The following is a 17,663-nucleotide window of genomic DNA, read 5'->3' as shown; positions in this document are numbered from 1 at the left end:
AGATTTATCATGTTAAAAACATTTATTGAAAGACCTGTGCTTTCAACAGTAATCTCTATTATTATAGTGTTGCTAGGAGCCATTAGTATTGGTACGCTACCAATAGAGGAATATCCAGATATTGCACCACCAACAATTAAAGTAACCGCAAGTTATACAGGGGCAAATGCAGAAACTGTATTAGAGAGTGTTATTATTCCTATAGAAGAGCAAATTAATGGGGTAGAAGGAATGACTTACATTACCTCTACGGCATCAAATACCGGAACAGCAGAAATCACGGTCTATTTTGATCAAGAAATGGATGCGGATATTGCGGCGGTAAACGTTCAAAACCGTGTAGCAAGAGCAGCACCATTATTACCGTCAGAAGTAACTCAAACAGGTGTAATTACACAAAAAGTAGAAACAAGTGCTTTAATGTTTGTCTCAATGTATTCTGAAAGTGAGAATTATGATGCAACATTTATTCAGAATTACTTAAAAATTAACGTCATTCCTGCCATGCAACGTATTAGTGGTGTTGGTGATGTTAGTGTATTTTCACAACAAGATTATGCCATGCGTATTTGGTTAAAACCAGATAAATTAGCCGCTTACAACTTAATTCCTTCAGATATTTCAGCAGCTTTAGCAGAACAAAATTTAGAAGCAGCAGCGGGGTCTTTAGGTCAAAACAGTGGTGAATCTTTTTCGTATACATTAACTTATAGTGGTCGTTTTAAAGACGAAGCACAATACAGTAATATTGTAATTAAAGCTTTAGGAAATGGTGAGTTTTTAAGATTAAAAGATGTGGCAACTATTGAATTAGATGCACAATCTTACGCCGCTAACGCAATGAGTTTAGGACATCCTGCTGTATTTATGGGGATTTTTCAAACTAAAGGTTCTAATGCTCAGGAGATTATTGAAGGTATCAAAACAACTTTAACTGCTGTAGAAAATGATTTACCAGAAGGCTTAGGTATTTTTGTCCCTTATGATACAAGTTTATTCTTAAACGCATCGATAGAAAAAGTAATTCACACCTTATTAGAAGCCTTTCTATTAGTATTCTTAGTGGTATTTATCTTCTTACAAGATTTTAGATCAACATTAATTCCGGCTATTGCGGTACCCGTTTCTATTATTGGTACATTCTTTTTCCTAAATGTTTTTGGGTATTCCATTAACTTGTTAACGTTATTCGCATTAGTCCTTGCCATTGGTATTGTGGTAGATGATGCCATTGTTGTGGTAGAAGCCGTCCATGCTAAATTAGATGAAGGAGAAAAGAATCCTAAAAAAGCGACTTTAACCGCAATGAACGAAATATCAGGGGCAATTATCTCAATTACATTGGTAATGGCAGCGGTATTTATTCCGGTAACTTTCGTAACAGGTCCGACAGGTGTATTCTACGAACAGTTTGGTGTCACTTTAATTATTGCGATTTTAATATCTGCAGTAAACGCTTTAACGTTAAGTCCGGCGTTGTGTGCATTGTTACTAAAACCTCATAAAGATGATGAAGATGTAAAAGGTAAAAGTCCTTTAAAACGTTTCTACACGTTATTTAATCGTGGTTTTAATGCTACTATAGAGAAATATGGAAATTCACTTCAATTCTTATACAAGAAAAAATTTATATCTGTATTGTTATTAATTATCGCAGTTGGAGGTATTTATTGGGCAGCAAACAATACACCTACTGGTTTTGTACCTAATGAGGATAGAGGTATTATTTTCGCTAACATTGAATTACCAGCTGGTGCATCTTTAGATAGAACAGATGGAGTCGCAAGAGACCTATACTCTAAAATAGAAGGTATGGATGGTATTGTTGGGGTTAATTTTATTAAAGGTAGAAGTTTAATAAATGGTACAGGCTCAAACTACGGAATGGGAATTATTAAGTTAGAGGATTGGGGTGAACGTGAAGATCCATCACTTTCTTCAGCAGCTATTACAGGAAAATTATTTGGTATTGCAGCAGGAATTCCAGAGGCTAAAATTATTTTCTTCTCACCACCGAGTATACGTGGATTTGGTAATTCGGCAGGATTTGAAGTGAATTTATTAGATAAATTTGGAGGAGAATTCACCGATTTAGATCAGGCTAATAAAGATTTCACAATGGCTTTAATGAGTCATCCAGAAATTAAGTATGCACAGTCCGCATTTAACACAAGTTATCCACAATACGAGATGGAGGTCAATGTGCCTTTAGCAAAAGAAAAAGGAGTGGATATATCTAGTATTTTTTCCACGTTACAAGGTTATATAGGTGGAGTATATGCATCAGATTTTTCTAAATTCGGAAAACAATTTAGAGTGTATATTCAGGCTTTACCTGAGGACAGAGCAGATGTAAATGCTTTAAACAGCATGTATGTAAGAACAGAGACTGGCGAAATGACACCAATTACGCAGTTTGTAAACTTAAATAGAGTTTATGGACCACAATCGGTAACGCGTTTTAATTTGTTAAATTCTACGAGTATTACAGGTGCTACTAACGAAGGATTTAGTACAGGTGACGCTATTAGAGTTATAGAAGAAGAAGTTGCTAAACTCCCAAGTAATTATACCGTTGCTTATTCTGGTTTAACTCGTGAAGAGGTAAGTGCAGGAAATCAAACGACGTTTATTTTTATCTTAAGTATTCTGTTTGTATATTTCTTATTAAGTGCGCAATATGAAAGTTATTTACTTCCGTTTGCAGTCATTTTATCCCTTCCTTTTGGTGTATTTGGTGCTTATATTAGTACACATCTTTTAGGATTAGAGAATAATATCTATTTCCAGATTTCCCTAATTATGCTGATTGGCCTATTGGCTAAAAACGCCATACTTATTGTTGAAATAGCGCTGCAACGCCGAAAGAATGGAGATAGCATTGTAGATGCTGCGATGCTTGGAGCTAAAGTACGTTTACGACCTATTTTAATGACATCATTTGCCTTTATACTAGGATTAATGCCATTAGTATTAGCTAAAGGTGTTGGATCTGAAGGGAACAAATCTATTGGTACAGGTGCCGTTGGAGGATTGCTAATTGGTACTATTTTAGGAGTCTTCGTCATTCCAATTTTATTTATATTATTTCAATGGTTACAAGAAAAAGTTTCGAGTAAACCAGCAGTACAAATTATTGAAGAATAAAACTATGACATCAATTATAAAACATAGAAATTTTAGTAAAGGTGCCCTTTTACTAATTGTAGCGCTAACATTACAAAGTTGTTTTGTAGCACAAGATTATGTGCGACCAGAATTAGATATAGAATCTGAAGCGCTTTACAGAACAGAAAATCTGCCAACAGACAGTGTGTCTATGGCAGATGTATCTTGGAAAACATTATTTACAGATCAGAAGCTTCAAAACTATATTGAAGAAGGTCTGCAAAATAATATGGACATTCGTATAGCGATTCAGCAAATGATAGCTGCAGAGGCTTATGCAAAACAAGGTAAAGCAGGGTATTTGCCAACTGTAAATGTAGGTGCTAACTATACGCGTCAAGAGTTTTCAGAAAATAGCCAATTTGGTTCAATTTTTAGTGGAGGTTTAGACACCTATGATATTACTGCAGATTTATCCTGGGAAGCTGATATCTGGGGAAAAATAAGAAGTAATAAAAGAGCGTCGCAAGCTGATTATTTACAAAATGTTGCAGGACATCAAGCGGTGAAAACACAATTGATTTCTAGTATTGCAAACACGTATTACAACCTATTAGCTTTAGATGCACAGTTAGAGATAACTAAAGAAACTATAGCTACTAGAGAAAGTGGTGTAGAAACCATTAAGGCTTTAAAAGATGCCGGACAAGTAACACAGGTTGCTGTAGATCAAAATATCGCACAATATAATAGTGCAAGAGCATTACAGGTAGATATTGAAGTTGCTATTTTTAAAACAGAAAATACGTTGAGTATTCTGTTGGGTAAAGCTCCTCAAGAGTTCGAAAGAAGTACTCTAGATACTCAAAGTCTTTCTCAAGATATGAAACTAGGCGTTCCTGCTACACTGCTAAGAAACAGACCAGACGTTATGGCTGCAGAATATGCTTTAATTAAAGATTTTGAGTTAACTAATGTAGCCAATAGTAATTTTTATCCATCCCTAACTTTAACCGCTTCTGGTGGTTTACAAAGTTTAGAATTAGATAATTTATTTAATGCTAACTCATTATTCGCTACAGTTATTGGTGGCTTAACGCAACCACTTCTAAACCAAAGAAAACTTAAAACTCAAAAAGAAGTTGCCCTTGCAAATCAAGAAGCTTCACTTTTAAACTTTAAGAAAACCTTATTGGTTGCGGGTAGCGAAGTCTCTAATGCGTTATATGCTTTTAATGCCGAAACTAAAAAATTCGAATTTAGAAAAAATGAAGTTGAAGCGTTACGTACCGCGGAGGCAAACTCAGAAGAATTATTAAAAAATGGGTATGCTAACTATTTAGATCTATTAACAGCAAGACAAAGTGCCTTAAGTGCAGAATTAAATATCATAGATAGCCAATTACAACAATTAATATCTATAGTAGATTTATACGAAGCACTTGGTGGCGGATGGAGATAAAATAGTTTACCATGATTACTAAAGCAGAATTGTTAGAACGCTCTATTAAAAAGTTTACCCAATTTGGTAGTAAACACGTCACCTTAGATCAATTAGCAAATGAACTTGGTATTTCTAAAAAGACTATTTATACATTTTTTGATAATAAAGAAGACTTAATCACCTCTGGTGTAGAAAGTCTAATAAATGAGTATAAAGCCTATATAAATGAGATTGTTGCCAATCACGATAACGATCCTATTTTGAGTGTTATATTAATTTACAAAAGAGGGTTTCAGTATTTAAGATACTTTAAACCCTCTTTTCTTTTTGGCTTAGAAAAGTACTATCCTAATGCGAGTCGTTTATTTGATAATTTCGTAGAAGAATTATCAAATACTAAAGTTTATAATTTACTAGAACAAGCCCAAGAATTAGGGCATATTAAAAAAGAGGTGAATATAAAACTAATCGTGAAAATTTATTTCTTTAGAATCGATAATCTCGTGTTTAAAGAAAATAATTTGTTCGAATCGTATCAAAATGAAGATTTATTTAAGCACATGGTCATTTACAACTTTAAAGGAATAATTAATTCAAATTATTCTAATTCGTATTTTGACTAGACTTATCAATTACCGTACATTTACTAAAATTTAAACTAAAACAAATAAAAGTATATCATACGACTATTATTAACACTAAATCCTAATAATTGTGTTTATTTATGACAATTGAATCCCCAGCATATTCCATTTTAGACCTGGCATTAGTTTCCGAAGGTTTATCGCTTAAGGAAACGTTTAATAACACCCTAAAATTAGCCCAACATGCAGAAACCTCAGGATATATTCGCTATTGGTTAGCAGAGCATCATAATGCATCTAACATTGGTAGCAGTGCAACATCGGTATTAATTGGCTATGTTGCACAAGGTACAACAACCATACGTGTTGGTTCTGGGGGTATAATGCTACCAAACCATTCCCCTTTAATTATAGCCGAACAGTTTGGAACTTTAGGCTCATTATATCCTAATCGTATTGATTTAGGTTTAGGTAGAGCTCCAGGTACAGACCCAGAGACCGCTCAAGCTATTCGTTCCGATTTTATGCAGGCGGCACACTCTTTTCCGAAAGAAGTAGAAAAAATACAAACCTATTTTTCAATTGAAAACGAAGAAGCTAAAGTACGTGCTACAGTGGCTGAAGGTGTAGATGTGCCTATTTATATTTTAGGTTCTAGTACAGATAGTGCCCATTTGGCTGCCAAAAAAGGTTTACCTTATGCTTTTGCAAGTCATTTTGCAACGACGCATCTATGGGATGCTATGCACATCTATAGAACCGATTTTCAACCTTCTGAAACGTTAAAAGAACCTTATGTAATGACTGGTGTTAACATTATCATTGCAGATACAGACGAAGAAGCCGAACGCTTATCAACCTCATTAATCCGAATGATTGTAGGGATTTTTACGGGCAGACGCGCAAATGTGCAGCCACCAACAGACATGACAGAAGATTTACGGGATATTATGAGGAATCCTCAAGTACACCAAATGTTGAAATATTCCTTTATAGGAAGTAAGGCGACGGTTAAATCTAAAATTAAGGAATTTTTAGAACACTCTAATGTCGACGAACTTATTGCTGTTACCAATATATATGATATTAATGACAGAATTAGATCTTATGAATTATTTGCTGAAATTATGCAAGAATTAAATTAGGTTTTGCCCCCCTAAAGCTAGTATTCACACGTAATAAAAACCATTTAAAAGAGGCGCTTATTTCGACTATATAGTAACTGATTTTCAACAAAAGGAAACCTGCTCTTTAGCAGGTTTTTTTATGGTCATATCACAATAATTAAGTGCTATTAATTTATCTACAATCTATTATAAGGCTCTGCATAAACATACACTGTTAAGTTAAAACGCGTCACTTATCGTTATAACGTCTTCATATAGAGATTCCTTTTCTATCATTTTGAATACAACTATTTTATTTTTTTAACATTTAGGGACTAGGAGCCATAATTACTTTATATTTAATCCTGTATAAGGGCCTTACTATTTATGTAAATTCTATCGGATTCAAACAGATTAAAACAATGGATTTTAGATTAGCTGTACCATACGAAATTTACCTATGAGAATTTTAAAACGTATTCTAAATTATAGTATTACCACCAGTATAGCCTTATTGTTTGCCTTTGCCTACATGCGAATTATTTTAGGGCCCAAATCAAACGATACGGATTGGATTGCTAAATTTTCACGCATAATTTACGATGTAGCTTTTGCTTACGCTAGTCTTATATTGGGCTGCATTATCGCCGTACTATACATTGTAATCGATGTGTTATACACTTATAAAAAATTAGAGGACAATGCAAATGCAACGCGCATTCGCTTACTCATACTTATTGGATTAGCTATACTGGTCACAGTAACACATTACATCTTAGAAAAAGGTATTGATGTCATATAATAAGTAAATACTAAATTTAAAACAACACCAAATCTATGTTTCCAATAGTTTTAATTATTATAATTCCATTTTGCTTTGTTCTATTTAACGGGTTCTATTATGCCGCTAAAGGCAAAATTAAAACTAGCGAAAAAGGCTTCAAAATAATTCAATTATGGACCGTTCTCTTAGTACCTACATTTTTTATAGTAACCTTCGATGTTGGTAAATTAAATGATTGCTGTGCAGATAGCGCATTGTTTTCTCCCGATCACAGCATAGGCATGTATATATTATTAATCGTCTATACGGTATGGTATAGCATCTCAATCTTCAGAAAACGTATTTTTCCTCCTTTGGTTGAATTGTTTTTAAATTCCTTTTTAGTATTGGGTTTAATCATCAATGTGCTCTTGTGTTTTCATATTCATAATATAGATATCGGACTATTTTTATGGGTTTTTGGTAATCTCCCAATTATCATATTACTACTTATTGAATTAGCTAAAAATCAAAAAATCATAACACAACATATAGAACAGAACAGATTAGAATCTCACCATATTATCGGAAGATTCAGCATTACCATTTTAAAGCTAAAACCAATTTATAAATACCCAATCGTAACACTACTTTTAGTTCCTGTATTAATAACCTTATCTCTTTTTCTATTAATTTTCGGACAGAAACCAGACAGTCTTATTAGTGCGTTTACACAAACCTATAAGCATGGTTTTTCGCAATTAGATTATATGTGCGATAATGTTTCATGCGGTGGTCATTTTTTATGTTCAGTTGGAGCAAACGGTCACCAATCCATCGTAAAACCTATTCGGTATGGTGAACGTAATGGCCATAAAATAATTTGTAACAGACAATTACTAGTTGCTAATGCCTTTGAAGATTTAATCCAAGATAGGCACCCTAAACTCCATAAAATCATAAGAAAAGGGTATAATAAAGTTGGAGACCAAATTCATAAGCATTATCATATTTTCAATATAAAATTAGTATCAGATAGTGTTTACATTCTTATGAAACCTCTAGAGATCCTATTTCTAGGAGTCCTTTACACTTGTGATAAATATCCTGAAAATCGCATCGCTATGCAATATGTAAGTAAGGCAGACAGACAAGAACTACTGGCACTAAAACCAAAGTCGACTTAAAAAAAGCTATTCCATAAAGACCAAAATCGATTAAAGCCATAATTGTAATTCTAATGGTGAATTCCATTACAGTTAAATCTAAAAAAATCTCATCGATAGAATCCCACAATTTATATAGTGAATTAGCGCAAACGTCTATCGCTTTATATTAAGATAAGATAGTGTTTCATATTTGTAGTGTAATATTAAATACACTCAAAATGAAACATCTTTTTATCATCATAACACTGCTAGCAACTCAGCTCATCTTTTCGCAAGAGCCCAATTCTGAAGCGTCAAAACTTTGGACTTTAGAGGAGTGTTTTCAGTATGCTTTAGAGAATAATATCACCATAAAGGATGCGGCTTTAAATTATGACCAAGCAGCTGTCGATTATAGCAAGGCAAAATCTTCTAGACTCCCAAACCTGTATGGTACAGCTTCTGAAACATTTTCTAACGGTAACTCAATCGACCCAATTACAAGCGATTATGTTACCGATCAAATCTACAGTACTAACGTCAGTCTTAATAGTACTATGACCTTGTTTCAAGGCAATCAAATTAATAATCAAATTGCTCAAAATGAGTTATTACTCAATCAAAGTGTATTTCTAGAAGAAGAAACGAAGAACAATATTGTCTTAAGCATATTAGAAAACTATTTACAAATTCTCTATGCTAAAGAGGGCATCACAATTGCTGAAAACAATGTTATCGCCTCAGAAAAGGAAGTGGAGCGTGCCAAAGCAAGATTAGATGCTGGTACTATTGCCTTAAGCGATTACACCGAAGCACAGAGTCAAACGGCAACAAACAAATATACGGTCATCACGGCTAAAAATAACTACCAGCAATACATTATAGCTTTAAAACAATTATTAGAGCTAGATCCTACACAAGATATAGAGATTGAAACCTTAACTACAGATACCGAGTACATAATGTTAGAGCTAGATAAAGTGGCTATCTATAATAAAGCTCTTGGGATTCTTCCTGAAGTTAACGCTAGTAAAATTGGAGTAGAGGTAAGCGAAAAAGAGTTAGACATTGCTAAAGGCGCTTATTTACCAACTTTATCATTAGTGAGTAGTTTGGGGTCTGGGTATACAAGTGTTAATGATAATAATTTTTCTGATCAGTTTAATGTGAATTTTAATCAACGTGTCGGACTGTCTTTAAACATTCCCATTTTTAACAGAAACCAAACAAAAGCAGCGGTACAATCGGCACAGATTAATATTGAAAAAGCACAGATTAATCAACAACTAACCGAAAAGACAATATACAAGAAAGTGGAAACCGCCTATCAAAATGCCGTATCTGCGCAAGAACAATTGGTGGCAGCAGAAGCCTCACAAACAGCAGCAGAACAATCTTATAACCTAGCGCAGAAAAAGTATGAATTAGGAGGTTTAAGTACCACTGATTTAGTGATTAGTCAAAACACCTATACCAATGCTCAGCAAAACTATTTACAAGCAAAGTACTTAAGCATTCTATACCATCAATTATTACAATTTTATCAAGGAAACTCTATTAAACTTTAATTTAAGCACTCATGAAAAACAATAAAAAAACCATAATCATAGCTAGTATTGTAGTCCTAGCATTGGCCTTTGCGGGCTACACGCTTCTAAAAGGAGATGACGCCATGATCATCGAAGCTAAAACCATAGTGGCAAAACAAGCAAACGTCACTACGATGGTAACTGCAACCGGAACCATGGAGCCTATTACACAAGTAGAAGTCGGAACCCAAGTATCGGGTGTAGTAGAAAAAATATATGTAGACTATAACAGTGTGGTTACAGAAGGGCAATTGATTGCTGAATTAGATAAAACCAATCTTAATGCAGCTAAAACCCAAGTTCAAGCGGCTTATGATAATGCATTGAGCCAAAGAAATTATACGAAAACCATTTACGACAGACAAAAAACATTGTTTGACAATCAGGTAATTAGTAAATCCGATTTCGATGATGCGGAATACAATTATCAAACTGCAAAAGGGACAGTGACACAACGCTATTCTGATTTACAACAAGCTAGAACCAATTTGGAGTATGCTAACATTTATTCTCCTATAGATGGTGTGGTATTATCTAGAGCTATTGACGAAGGACAAACCGTAGCGGCAAGTTTAAGCACACCGACCTTATTTACCATCGCACAAGACTTAAAAGAAATGCAAGTGGAAGCGGATGTGGATGAGGCTGATATCGGACAAGTAACAGAAGGACAACGGGTAGAATTTACGGTAGATGCTTATATCGGAGAAACCTTTGAAGGGGTTGTAACACAAGTAAGATTAGACCCAACTATTACTTCAAATGTAGTAACCTATACAGTTGTAATTAAGGCAGATAATCCAGACTTAAAATTAAAACCAGGATTAACAGCGACCATCTCTATCTATACGTTAGAATTGAACGATGTGCTAACAGCAGAAGCCAAAGCCATCAACTTTAAACCAGAAGCAGAAACCCTAGCAACATACAATGCACAACACCAATTGGCGGCTAATAATAGCGACCAATCTAAAGAGGGAACGACCCTTTGGGTATTAGGAAACAATGGATCTATTATACCCAAAACGGTAACGCTTGGAGCTAGTGACGGGGTGAATGTACAGATCGTCAGCGGAATCACTAAAGGAGATCAACTCGTTTACAGTTTAAAAGAAGTGGCAAAATCAGAAACAAGTACGGCAGCTAAAAGTGAAAGCCCTTTTATGCCGCAACGTCCAGGCGGTAACAAGAAAAAATAAAGAATCATGAGTAAAGCAATCATAAAAATTGAAGATTTAAAACGAGAGTTTACCATGGGCACCGAAACGGTTCATGCGTTGAAAGGTATTTCGTTCGATATTAAAGAAGGTGAATTTGTCACCATTATGGGATCGAGTGGTTCTGGTAAAAGTACAATGCTAAACATTTTAGGGTGCTTAGATCAACCAACTTCTGGAACTTATGAAATTGATGGTGTACGTGTAAAAGACCTCAGCAGAAATGAATTAGCCACCATCCGAAATGAAAAGATTGGGTTTATTTTTCAATCGTATAATCTTTTAGCAAGAACATCGGCTATTGAAAACGTAGAATTACCATTACTATACAACAGCAAAGTATCTACAGAAGAACGCAGAAGACGGGCTATTGAAGCCTTAGAAAAAGTAGGATTAGGTGACCGCTTACATCATACACCTTCTCAGCTTTCGGGTGGACAACAACAGCGTGTAGCTATTGCCAGATCTTTAGTGAATAACCCCGTAATGATATTAGCTGATGAAGCCACAGGAAACTTAGATACTCGGACCTCTTACGAGATTATGGCCTTATTTCAAGAGTTAAATAAACAAGGCATTACCATAACGTTTGTGACACACGAGCCAGATATCGCCACCTTTAGCAGCAGAACTATTGTATTAAAAGATGGCGAAGTGATGCAAGATTACAACAATCACAAAGTGCAATCTGCGGCAGACGAGTTAGCAAAATTACCTAAACAAGACGATTAATTATCAAATGCCTTATCAAACTCCCTATGTAAACATAGATGGTATTAAGGCATTCCACAAGACCTTAAAAAACATTAAACATAACACAGATGAGACTATTAAATTTATTCAAAATCGCAACAAAAGCGATCATTCTTAATAAAACAAGAACGTTATTAACGATGCTTGGGATCATCATAGGTGTCGCATCTGTAATCGCCATGTTGGCTATAGGTGAAGGCTCTAAAGAAAGTATCCGTACCACAATTTCCGCAATGGGTTCTAACATGATTACCATAAAAGCTGGAGCTGATGTGCGTGGAGGTGTAAGACAAGAAGCCAGTGTTATGGAGTCACTTACTTTAAGCGATTTTGAAGCTATTAAAGAAAGTGCAACGTTATTAAGTTATAGTTCTCCTGTTGTTGACGGTAGAGGACAAGTTATAAACGGTTCAAATAACTGGCCATCATCTATTTATGGTGTAAATCCTGAGTATTTAAACATTAAAGTTGTTGATTTACAGAGCGGAAGCATGTTTACAGATGCTGACGTTTATTCGGCTTCAAAAGTTGCTGTAATTGGGCAAACTGTTGTAGATAATGTATTTCCAGATGGTCAAGATCCGGTCGGACAAATGATTCGTTTTAATAATATTCCGTTTAAAGTGATTGGGGTTTTAGAAGAAAAAGGGGAAAACACCTTTGGTCAAGATCAAGATGATGTCGTTATTGCACCATATACAACAGTTCAAAAACGTATTTTAGCTATCGACCATTTAAATCAAATTATGGCTTCTGCTGTTAGTGAAGAAGAAGCGCCAGACGCCGTTTTAGAAGTATCTAATATTTTGAGAGAGCAACATAAATTAACGGCTAGTGATGAAGATAATTTCACGGTGCGTTCTATGGAGGAATTAATTTCAACGTTCAGTTCTACCAGCGAAATGTTAACTATTCTATTGGTCGCAGTAGCAAGTATCTCATTATTAATCGGTGGTATTGGCATTATGAATATCATGTATGTTTCTGTAAAAGAGCGTACTAAAGAGATTGGTTTACGAATGGCAGTAGGAGGTAAGGGGTCCGATATTCTAATGCAGTTTTTAATCGAAGCTATTTTAATTAGTATCACAGGTGGTGTCCTCGGGGTAATATTAGGTCTCGGAGCAACCGTGTTCATCGAAAAATTCTTAAATTGGCCTACAAGCGTGGCAGTGTATTCCATTGTGATTTCTTTTGTTGTATGTGCTGTAACAGGTATCTTTTTTGGATGGTATCCTGCAAGAAAAGCATCAGCTTTAGATCCAATAACCGCCTTACGTTACGAATAATAGATTATGTACAAGAATAAAACAATTACAGCCCTTTTACACCTGCTCGTTTGGTTAACACTATTTAGTTTACCTTACTTGCTGTCGTATGGCCAAGAACAAGAGTTAGATAAAGTTAAAGCGCATTTTTGGATCCCTTTATTCTTTTCCGTTATTATATTCTATACCAATTACTCGGTCTTAGTCGATCGCTTCTTGTTCCCTAAAAAAATGCTGCAGTTTATAGTTATAAATGCTGCAATGATTGCCTTTTTCTTGTTTTTAAAAGAGTATATTGAAGATAACTTCTTTCAAGAGATTATAAAAAAACGTCTTGAAAACATAAATAGAACTGCACCACCATTTAAAATGGCCATCTACATACAGGTCTTGTCCTATATGGCACCACTGTTATTTTCAATTGCTTTAAAAACAACAAAACGCTGGAATAAAACCGAAGCAGAGCGTAAAGAAGCAATGCATGTAAAGTTAAAGTCCGAGTTACAGCATTTACATTACCAATTACAACCGCATTTCTTTTTTAACTCCTTAAACAACATTTATTCTTTAGTTGATATTTCACCAGACCAAGCCAAATCATCTATACACAGTTTAAGTAAACTAATGCGCTATATGTTGTATGAAACTAATTTGGAAGTCGTACCATTATCTAAGGAAATCGACTTTCTAAAAAAGTATATCGATCTAATGAAGTTGCGCGTTTCAGATAAAACAACCGTTAGCTATAGCTTTCCGGTCAAAGAAATAGGGATTCAGATAGCTCCGTTATTATTTATTTCTTTAATCGAAAATGCATTTAAACATGGGGTCTCTGCTACAAAACCAAGTCGTATTGATATTAGCATGACGTGTGATGACAACACCGTTTTATTTTCGGTTGAAAACAACAATTTCCCAAAGAAAACAGACGATAAAAGTGGCTCTGGTATCGGCCTTCAAAATTTAGAAAAACGACTAGAATTGTTATATCCAGATAAATTCAACTTTAAAACAATTGTAAAAGACGACCGGTTTTTAGTCACCTTAAAAATTGAAACCAACTAACCATGAGCAACTTTAAAATTACCTGTAGTATTGTAGACGATGAGCCTATGGCGCTCAATTTAGTTGAAAGTTATGTAGAGAAAACCCCATTCTTAGAGCTGCGAAACAAATTTAGTAGCGCTTTAGAAGCGATGGAAGCACTTAAAAACAACCCGGTGAACTTACTCTTTCTAGACATACAAATGCCAGATCTTACAGGTATTGAGTTTTCTAAAATGCTACCTAAAGAAACCCGTGTTATTTTCACTACAGCCTTCGATCATTATGCTTTAGAAGGTTTTAAAGTCGAAGCCTTAGATTACTTATTAAAACCGTTTGACTATGCTGAGTTTTTAGCCGCAGCCAATAAGGCGAATACTTGGTTTGAATTGGTAAAAGGAAAACGAGAAAGCATCCTGTCTAAAGAAAAAGAATTCTTATTCGTAAAATCCGAATACAAACAACTAAGAGTCAAATTAGCAGACGTCTTATACTTTGAAGGCTTAAAAGACTACATCAAAATATGGTTAAAGGACAACCCAAAACCTATTTTAACGTTGATGAGTTTAAAATCACTAGAAGAAGAATTACCAGATACTCAATTTATGCGTGTCCACCGCTCGTTTATCGTCTCACTAAATAATATTGATGTGATTGAACGTAGTCAAATTATCATCAACCAACAGCGGATTACAGTGTCTGAACAATACAAATCTAAGTTTTTAGAATACATTAACAACAACTCCTTATAAAACAAATCGTGTTTTGGTTTCGTCTATAAAATACACATATTCAGCGATGAATATAAGGGTTTGGTATATTGGTTTTCTAAATGCCATCTAGGCAAATTACATTTGTACCACCAATAAAAATAGATCCTTATAACATGAAAAAAATAATACTATCAATAACTGTAGCGGCTACACTATTTAGCTGTAATAGTGTAAAAGATGTTAACACCTCAACCTTAACTCAGGCAGCAACATTATTAAGCTCATTAAGTTCTAATTCAACCGTACAGCAAATCTCTAGTCTTTTCAGTTTACTAGATACTAATAACGACGAGGCTATTAGTACTACAGAAGCCATAGGGTCTGTCGCTGAGAACTTTAATATATTAGATACGGATAGCAATTCAAGTTTAAACCTAACCGAACTTACAGGTTTGTTAAGTTTATTAAAATAAATACCCTAGTTCAATTAATAGCGAAAAGAGGTATACTACATATGTAGTATGCCTTTTTTTATGACCTATAATCAGAAGGTTAATACACGCTTGTAAATAGCGCTATCGGTATTATTTTCTTATTCGTAGATACAATTCAAGCAAACGTCTATTTCCTTTTTATTTAAAGAATAATACAAATACCTTTAAACTATCAATAATAAATAAGGTCTTAATATAGAGACAAAAGTTGAATCCTTTAAATCTTAAAATCATGAAAACAGTTATAAAAACAATCATTTTGCCAGCAATAGTTTTGATGGGAATGGCAACACAAGTTACTGCACAAACAAAAAGAACCAGTGCTAAACAAAAAACAGTAATAACAACAACCACCAAACGTACTAGTGTCGCTACTAATAATAATAATACAACAAAAAGAGTATCAAGCACAAAAGTCACCTACAAAAAACCAACTAAGAAAGTAGTATCCGTAAGAACAGTACCTAACAAAATCGAGGTTAGACATAATGGTCAAAGCTATTATTATGCAAATAATAAGTATTATACGCAATCGCGAGGGCGTTACATTGTTATCGCTCCAAAAGTAGGATTTAGAATAAAAACGTTACCCGTTAGTTATAAACGTATTAATTACAATTCGCGTAATTACTACAACGCTCAGGGCATCTTCTATGTTCAGATAAATAATGAATATGAAGTGGTAGATCCAGAAGTAGGAACAGTCGTTTACGAACTTCCAGAAGATTACGAAAAAGTAACCATAGATGGACAAACCTATTACGAATATGCCAATATACTTTACGAAAAAGTACAAGTAGATGGCACCAGAGCTTATGAAGTGGTAGGTATTATAGATATGGAATAGAAAGAAAAAAGATTAGATTAGATTAGATTAGATTAGAGTGTTAATTGAAAGAAAAGGAGGAGAGTTAGTATAACTAGCCTCCTTCTTGATTGATATAATTTAAACTAAGAAGCGACTCAGCAGAAGCTTAATACATCGCATTTTAAAGAAGATTATAGGATATCATAGGCTGTTTACAACTAGAATTTTAACGAAGTTTTAAAACCTCAATTACGAGAACTCTCTTAAAATTCATTAACTTAAACCATCAATCCATAATCATAAAAACAATGCAAACGACCATCCAATTATTAAGAGCACAAATTCCTCAAGGCACACCAAACCCAGGTGAAAACACATCTATAGATATCTCTAGACCTTTTGATCTTATTGTCTACATCATTTTACCAATTCTCCTCATTGTAGTCCTTCTAGTATGGAGACAGAAGAAGCGAAAGAAATAACAGCAGTAATCACATGGCAAGCCAATTGTAGCATTGCTATATAATTTTTTAATAAAAGCCCATAAAAAAACTCCCATTTACAATAGGAGTTTCTTTGTTGTTTAAAATTACATAATTAGAATTATCGAGTAGTCGTGTCAGGTGCTTTCTTAAATTTATAAATCACACCAAAATTAATCCCGAAGGATGAATAAGGCACTTTCACAGCTAATTGTTTTGAGGTGTCCGTATTACCTGCAGGTAACTCATCAACATAGGTCGTGGTTCTGTTGGTCCCTTCTGGTAAATTATTCAATGTATAAAGGCCTTCTACGGCAACCGTTCCATCTGGTAACACCACATTGGTATTAAATGCTGTGATTTCAGAATCTTTTCGTTTTAAACTAATTCCGTAATATTCAGCTTCCGCAAAAACACTAAAATTGGTATCTATAGGATACTCGTAACCAAGTGCAGCTACAAAACCTAATGGAAACTGGCCATGGTAATCTTCAACATAGTTCGTTTCAGAATACGACCCAAATGGCACACCAATAGCATCGGCTTCAGCCTGCGTAAAATCGGCTTGCTGATGCACAACGGCTTCTGTTTTACCTCCTAATTTTACAAGGGCTCCTATACGCCCATAGACGTTAGAATTAAATTTATAAACAATAGAAGCTGCAGCACCAAAGGCACGCGCTCTAGCAATCGCATCAACTTCAGTGTAAGGTAACGTTACTTTAGTTACCGTCTGATCTGAGCCATGGAGATAACCCAAGCTCAAATCCACACCAAAACTGTCATTAAAAAAATAAGTCCCGCGTAACTGCGCATTTAAACCTTCCCCATAACTGCCGTAAGAATTCTCTGTGCCTTCAAAAGTTAGAGTTTCACCTAGTTTCATTCCGGCGCTACCTATGGCATAGCCACCACTCGCAGATACCTGAAATTGAGCATAAGACGCCGTACTTAATAATAAGGCTGTAAATAATATTATAGTTTGTTTCATAATTTTAGATTTTAAATGAATGTAAATTGTAATAAAGATAAGGGTTCTATTGGGTTTGGAGGGTTAAGATTTTCTTAATTCTTACAGTAAATACAACATTGATGTCATGGTGTATGGGGTTAAAAGACGACAAATTTCTAAATCCTATTTT

16 protein-coding genes are annotated in these 17,663 nt (G+C 34.6%); 15 read left to right on the top strand and 1 reads right to left on the bottom strand.

Annotated elements, in window-relative coordinates; genetic code table 11:
* Positions 1-9: 9 nt before the first annotated feature.
* The 15 genes from HM986_RS09710 (at position 10) to HM986_RS09640 (ending at position 16,521) form a co-directional block, all read left to right on the top strand.
* Entirely contained in the window at positions 10-3,147 is a 3,138-nt protein-coding gene (locus HM986_RS09710) for an efflux RND transporter permease subunit (RefSeq protein ID WP_179334893.1), read from the top strand.
* A gap of 4 nt (positions 3,148-3,151) precedes the next feature.
* Positions 3,152-4,570 (top strand): efflux transporter outer membrane subunit, encoded by a 1,419-nt coding sequence (locus HM986_RS09705; protein WP_179334892.1) that lies wholly within the window; start codon positions 3,152-3,154, stop codon positions 4,568-4,570.
* 11 nt (positions 4,571-4,581) lie between these two features.
* Positions 4,582-5,175 carry a TetR/AcrR family transcriptional regulator gene (locus HM986_RS09700; protein ID WP_179334891.1) on the top strand — a complete coding sequence of 198 codons (594 nt, stop codon included), beginning with the start codon at positions 4,582-4,584 and terminating at the stop codon, positions 5,173-5,175.
* Positions 5,176-5,276: 101 nt separating this feature from the next.
* On the top strand, positions 5,277-6,281 hold the full coding sequence (locus tag HM986_RS09695; RefSeq protein WP_179334890.1) for an LLM class flavin-dependent oxidoreductase: 1,005 nt from the start codon (positions 5,277-5,279) through the stop codon (positions 6,279-6,281).
* A 421-nt stretch (positions 6,282-6,702) separates the two neighbouring features.
* Positions 6,703-7,044, top strand: coding sequence for a hypothetical protein (locus tag HM986_RS09690; RefSeq protein WP_179334889.1), 342 nt, complete (start codon positions 6,703-6,705; stop codon positions 7,042-7,044).
* 35 nt (positions 7,045-7,079) lie between these two features.
* Entirely contained in the window at positions 7,080-8,192 is a 1,113-nt protein-coding gene (locus HM986_RS09685; protein WP_179334888.1) for a DUF6688 domain-containing protein, read from the top strand.
* 200 nt (positions 8,193-8,392) lie between these two features.
* Entirely contained in the window at positions 8,393-9,721 is a 1,329-nt protein-coding gene (locus HM986_RS09680) for a TolC family protein (protein WP_179334887.1), read from the top strand.
* 11 nt (positions 9,722-9,732) lie between these two features.
* A complete protein-coding gene (locus HM986_RS09675; RefSeq protein WP_179334886.1) occupies positions 9,733-10,941 on the top strand; it encodes an efflux RND transporter periplasmic adaptor subunit in 1,209 nt (402 codons plus the stop codon).
* A gap of 6 nt (positions 10,942-10,947) precedes the next feature.
* Complete coding sequence (locus HM986_RS09670; RefSeq protein WP_218841421.1) at positions 10,948-11,691, top strand: ABC transporter ATP-binding protein; 744 nt, start codon at positions 10,948-10,950, stop codon at positions 11,689-11,691.
* Positions 11,692-11,780: 89 nt separating this feature from the next.
* The gene (locus HM986_RS09665) at positions 11,781-13,001 is read left to right on the top strand and encodes an ABC transporter permease (RefSeq protein ID WP_179334885.1); all 1,221 of its coding nucleotides are present in this window, start codon (positions 11,781-11,783) and stop codon (positions 12,999-13,001) included.
* A gap of 6 nt (positions 13,002-13,007) precedes the next feature.
* Positions 13,008-14,045, top strand: a complete 1,038-nt coding sequence (locus HM986_RS09660) for a sensor histidine kinase (RefSeq protein WP_179334884.1) — start codon at positions 13,008-13,010, stop codon at positions 14,043-14,045.
* Positions 14,046-14,047: 2 nt separating this feature from the next.
* Entirely contained in the window at positions 14,048-14,776 is a 729-nt protein-coding gene (locus tag HM986_RS09655; RefSeq protein WP_179334883.1) for a LytR/AlgR family response regulator transcription factor, read from the top strand.
* 134 nt (positions 14,777-14,910) lie between these two features.
* Positions 14,911-15,210, top strand: coding sequence for a hypothetical protein (locus HM986_RS09650; protein WP_179334882.1), 300 nt, complete (start codon positions 14,911-14,913; stop codon positions 15,208-15,210).
* A gap of 253 nt (positions 15,211-15,463) precedes the next feature.
* The gene (locus HM986_RS09645) at positions 15,464-16,078 is read left to right on the top strand and encodes a DUF6515 family protein (protein WP_179334881.1); all 615 of its coding nucleotides are present in this window, start codon (positions 15,464-15,466) and stop codon (positions 16,076-16,078) included.
* Between the two features lie 269 nt (positions 16,079-16,347).
* The gene (locus HM986_RS09640) at positions 16,348-16,521 is read left to right on the top strand and encodes an adenylosuccinate synthetase (RefSeq protein ID WP_179334880.1); all 174 of its coding nucleotides are present in this window, start codon (positions 16,348-16,350) and stop codon (positions 16,519-16,521) included.
* Between the two features lie 121 nt (positions 16,522-16,642).
* Here HM986_RS09640 and HM986_RS09635 read toward each other — a convergent pair whose 3' ends face one another.
* Positions 16,643-17,512, bottom strand: a complete 870-nt coding sequence (locus HM986_RS09635) for an outer membrane beta-barrel protein (protein ID WP_179334879.1) — start codon at positions 17,510-17,512, stop codon at positions 16,643-16,645.
* Positions 17,513-17,663 lie beyond the last annotated feature (151 nt).

Origin of the sequence: Winogradskyella costae (genome assembly GCF_013403865.1) — a bacterium.
Taxonomy (GTDB): domain Bacteria; phylum Bacteroidota; class Bacteroidia; order Flavobacteriales; family Flavobacteriaceae; genus Winogradskyella; species Winogradskyella costae.
Note: the sequence above shows the minus strand (reverse complement) of the source record. Positions and strands in the feature narration are given on the sequence as shown.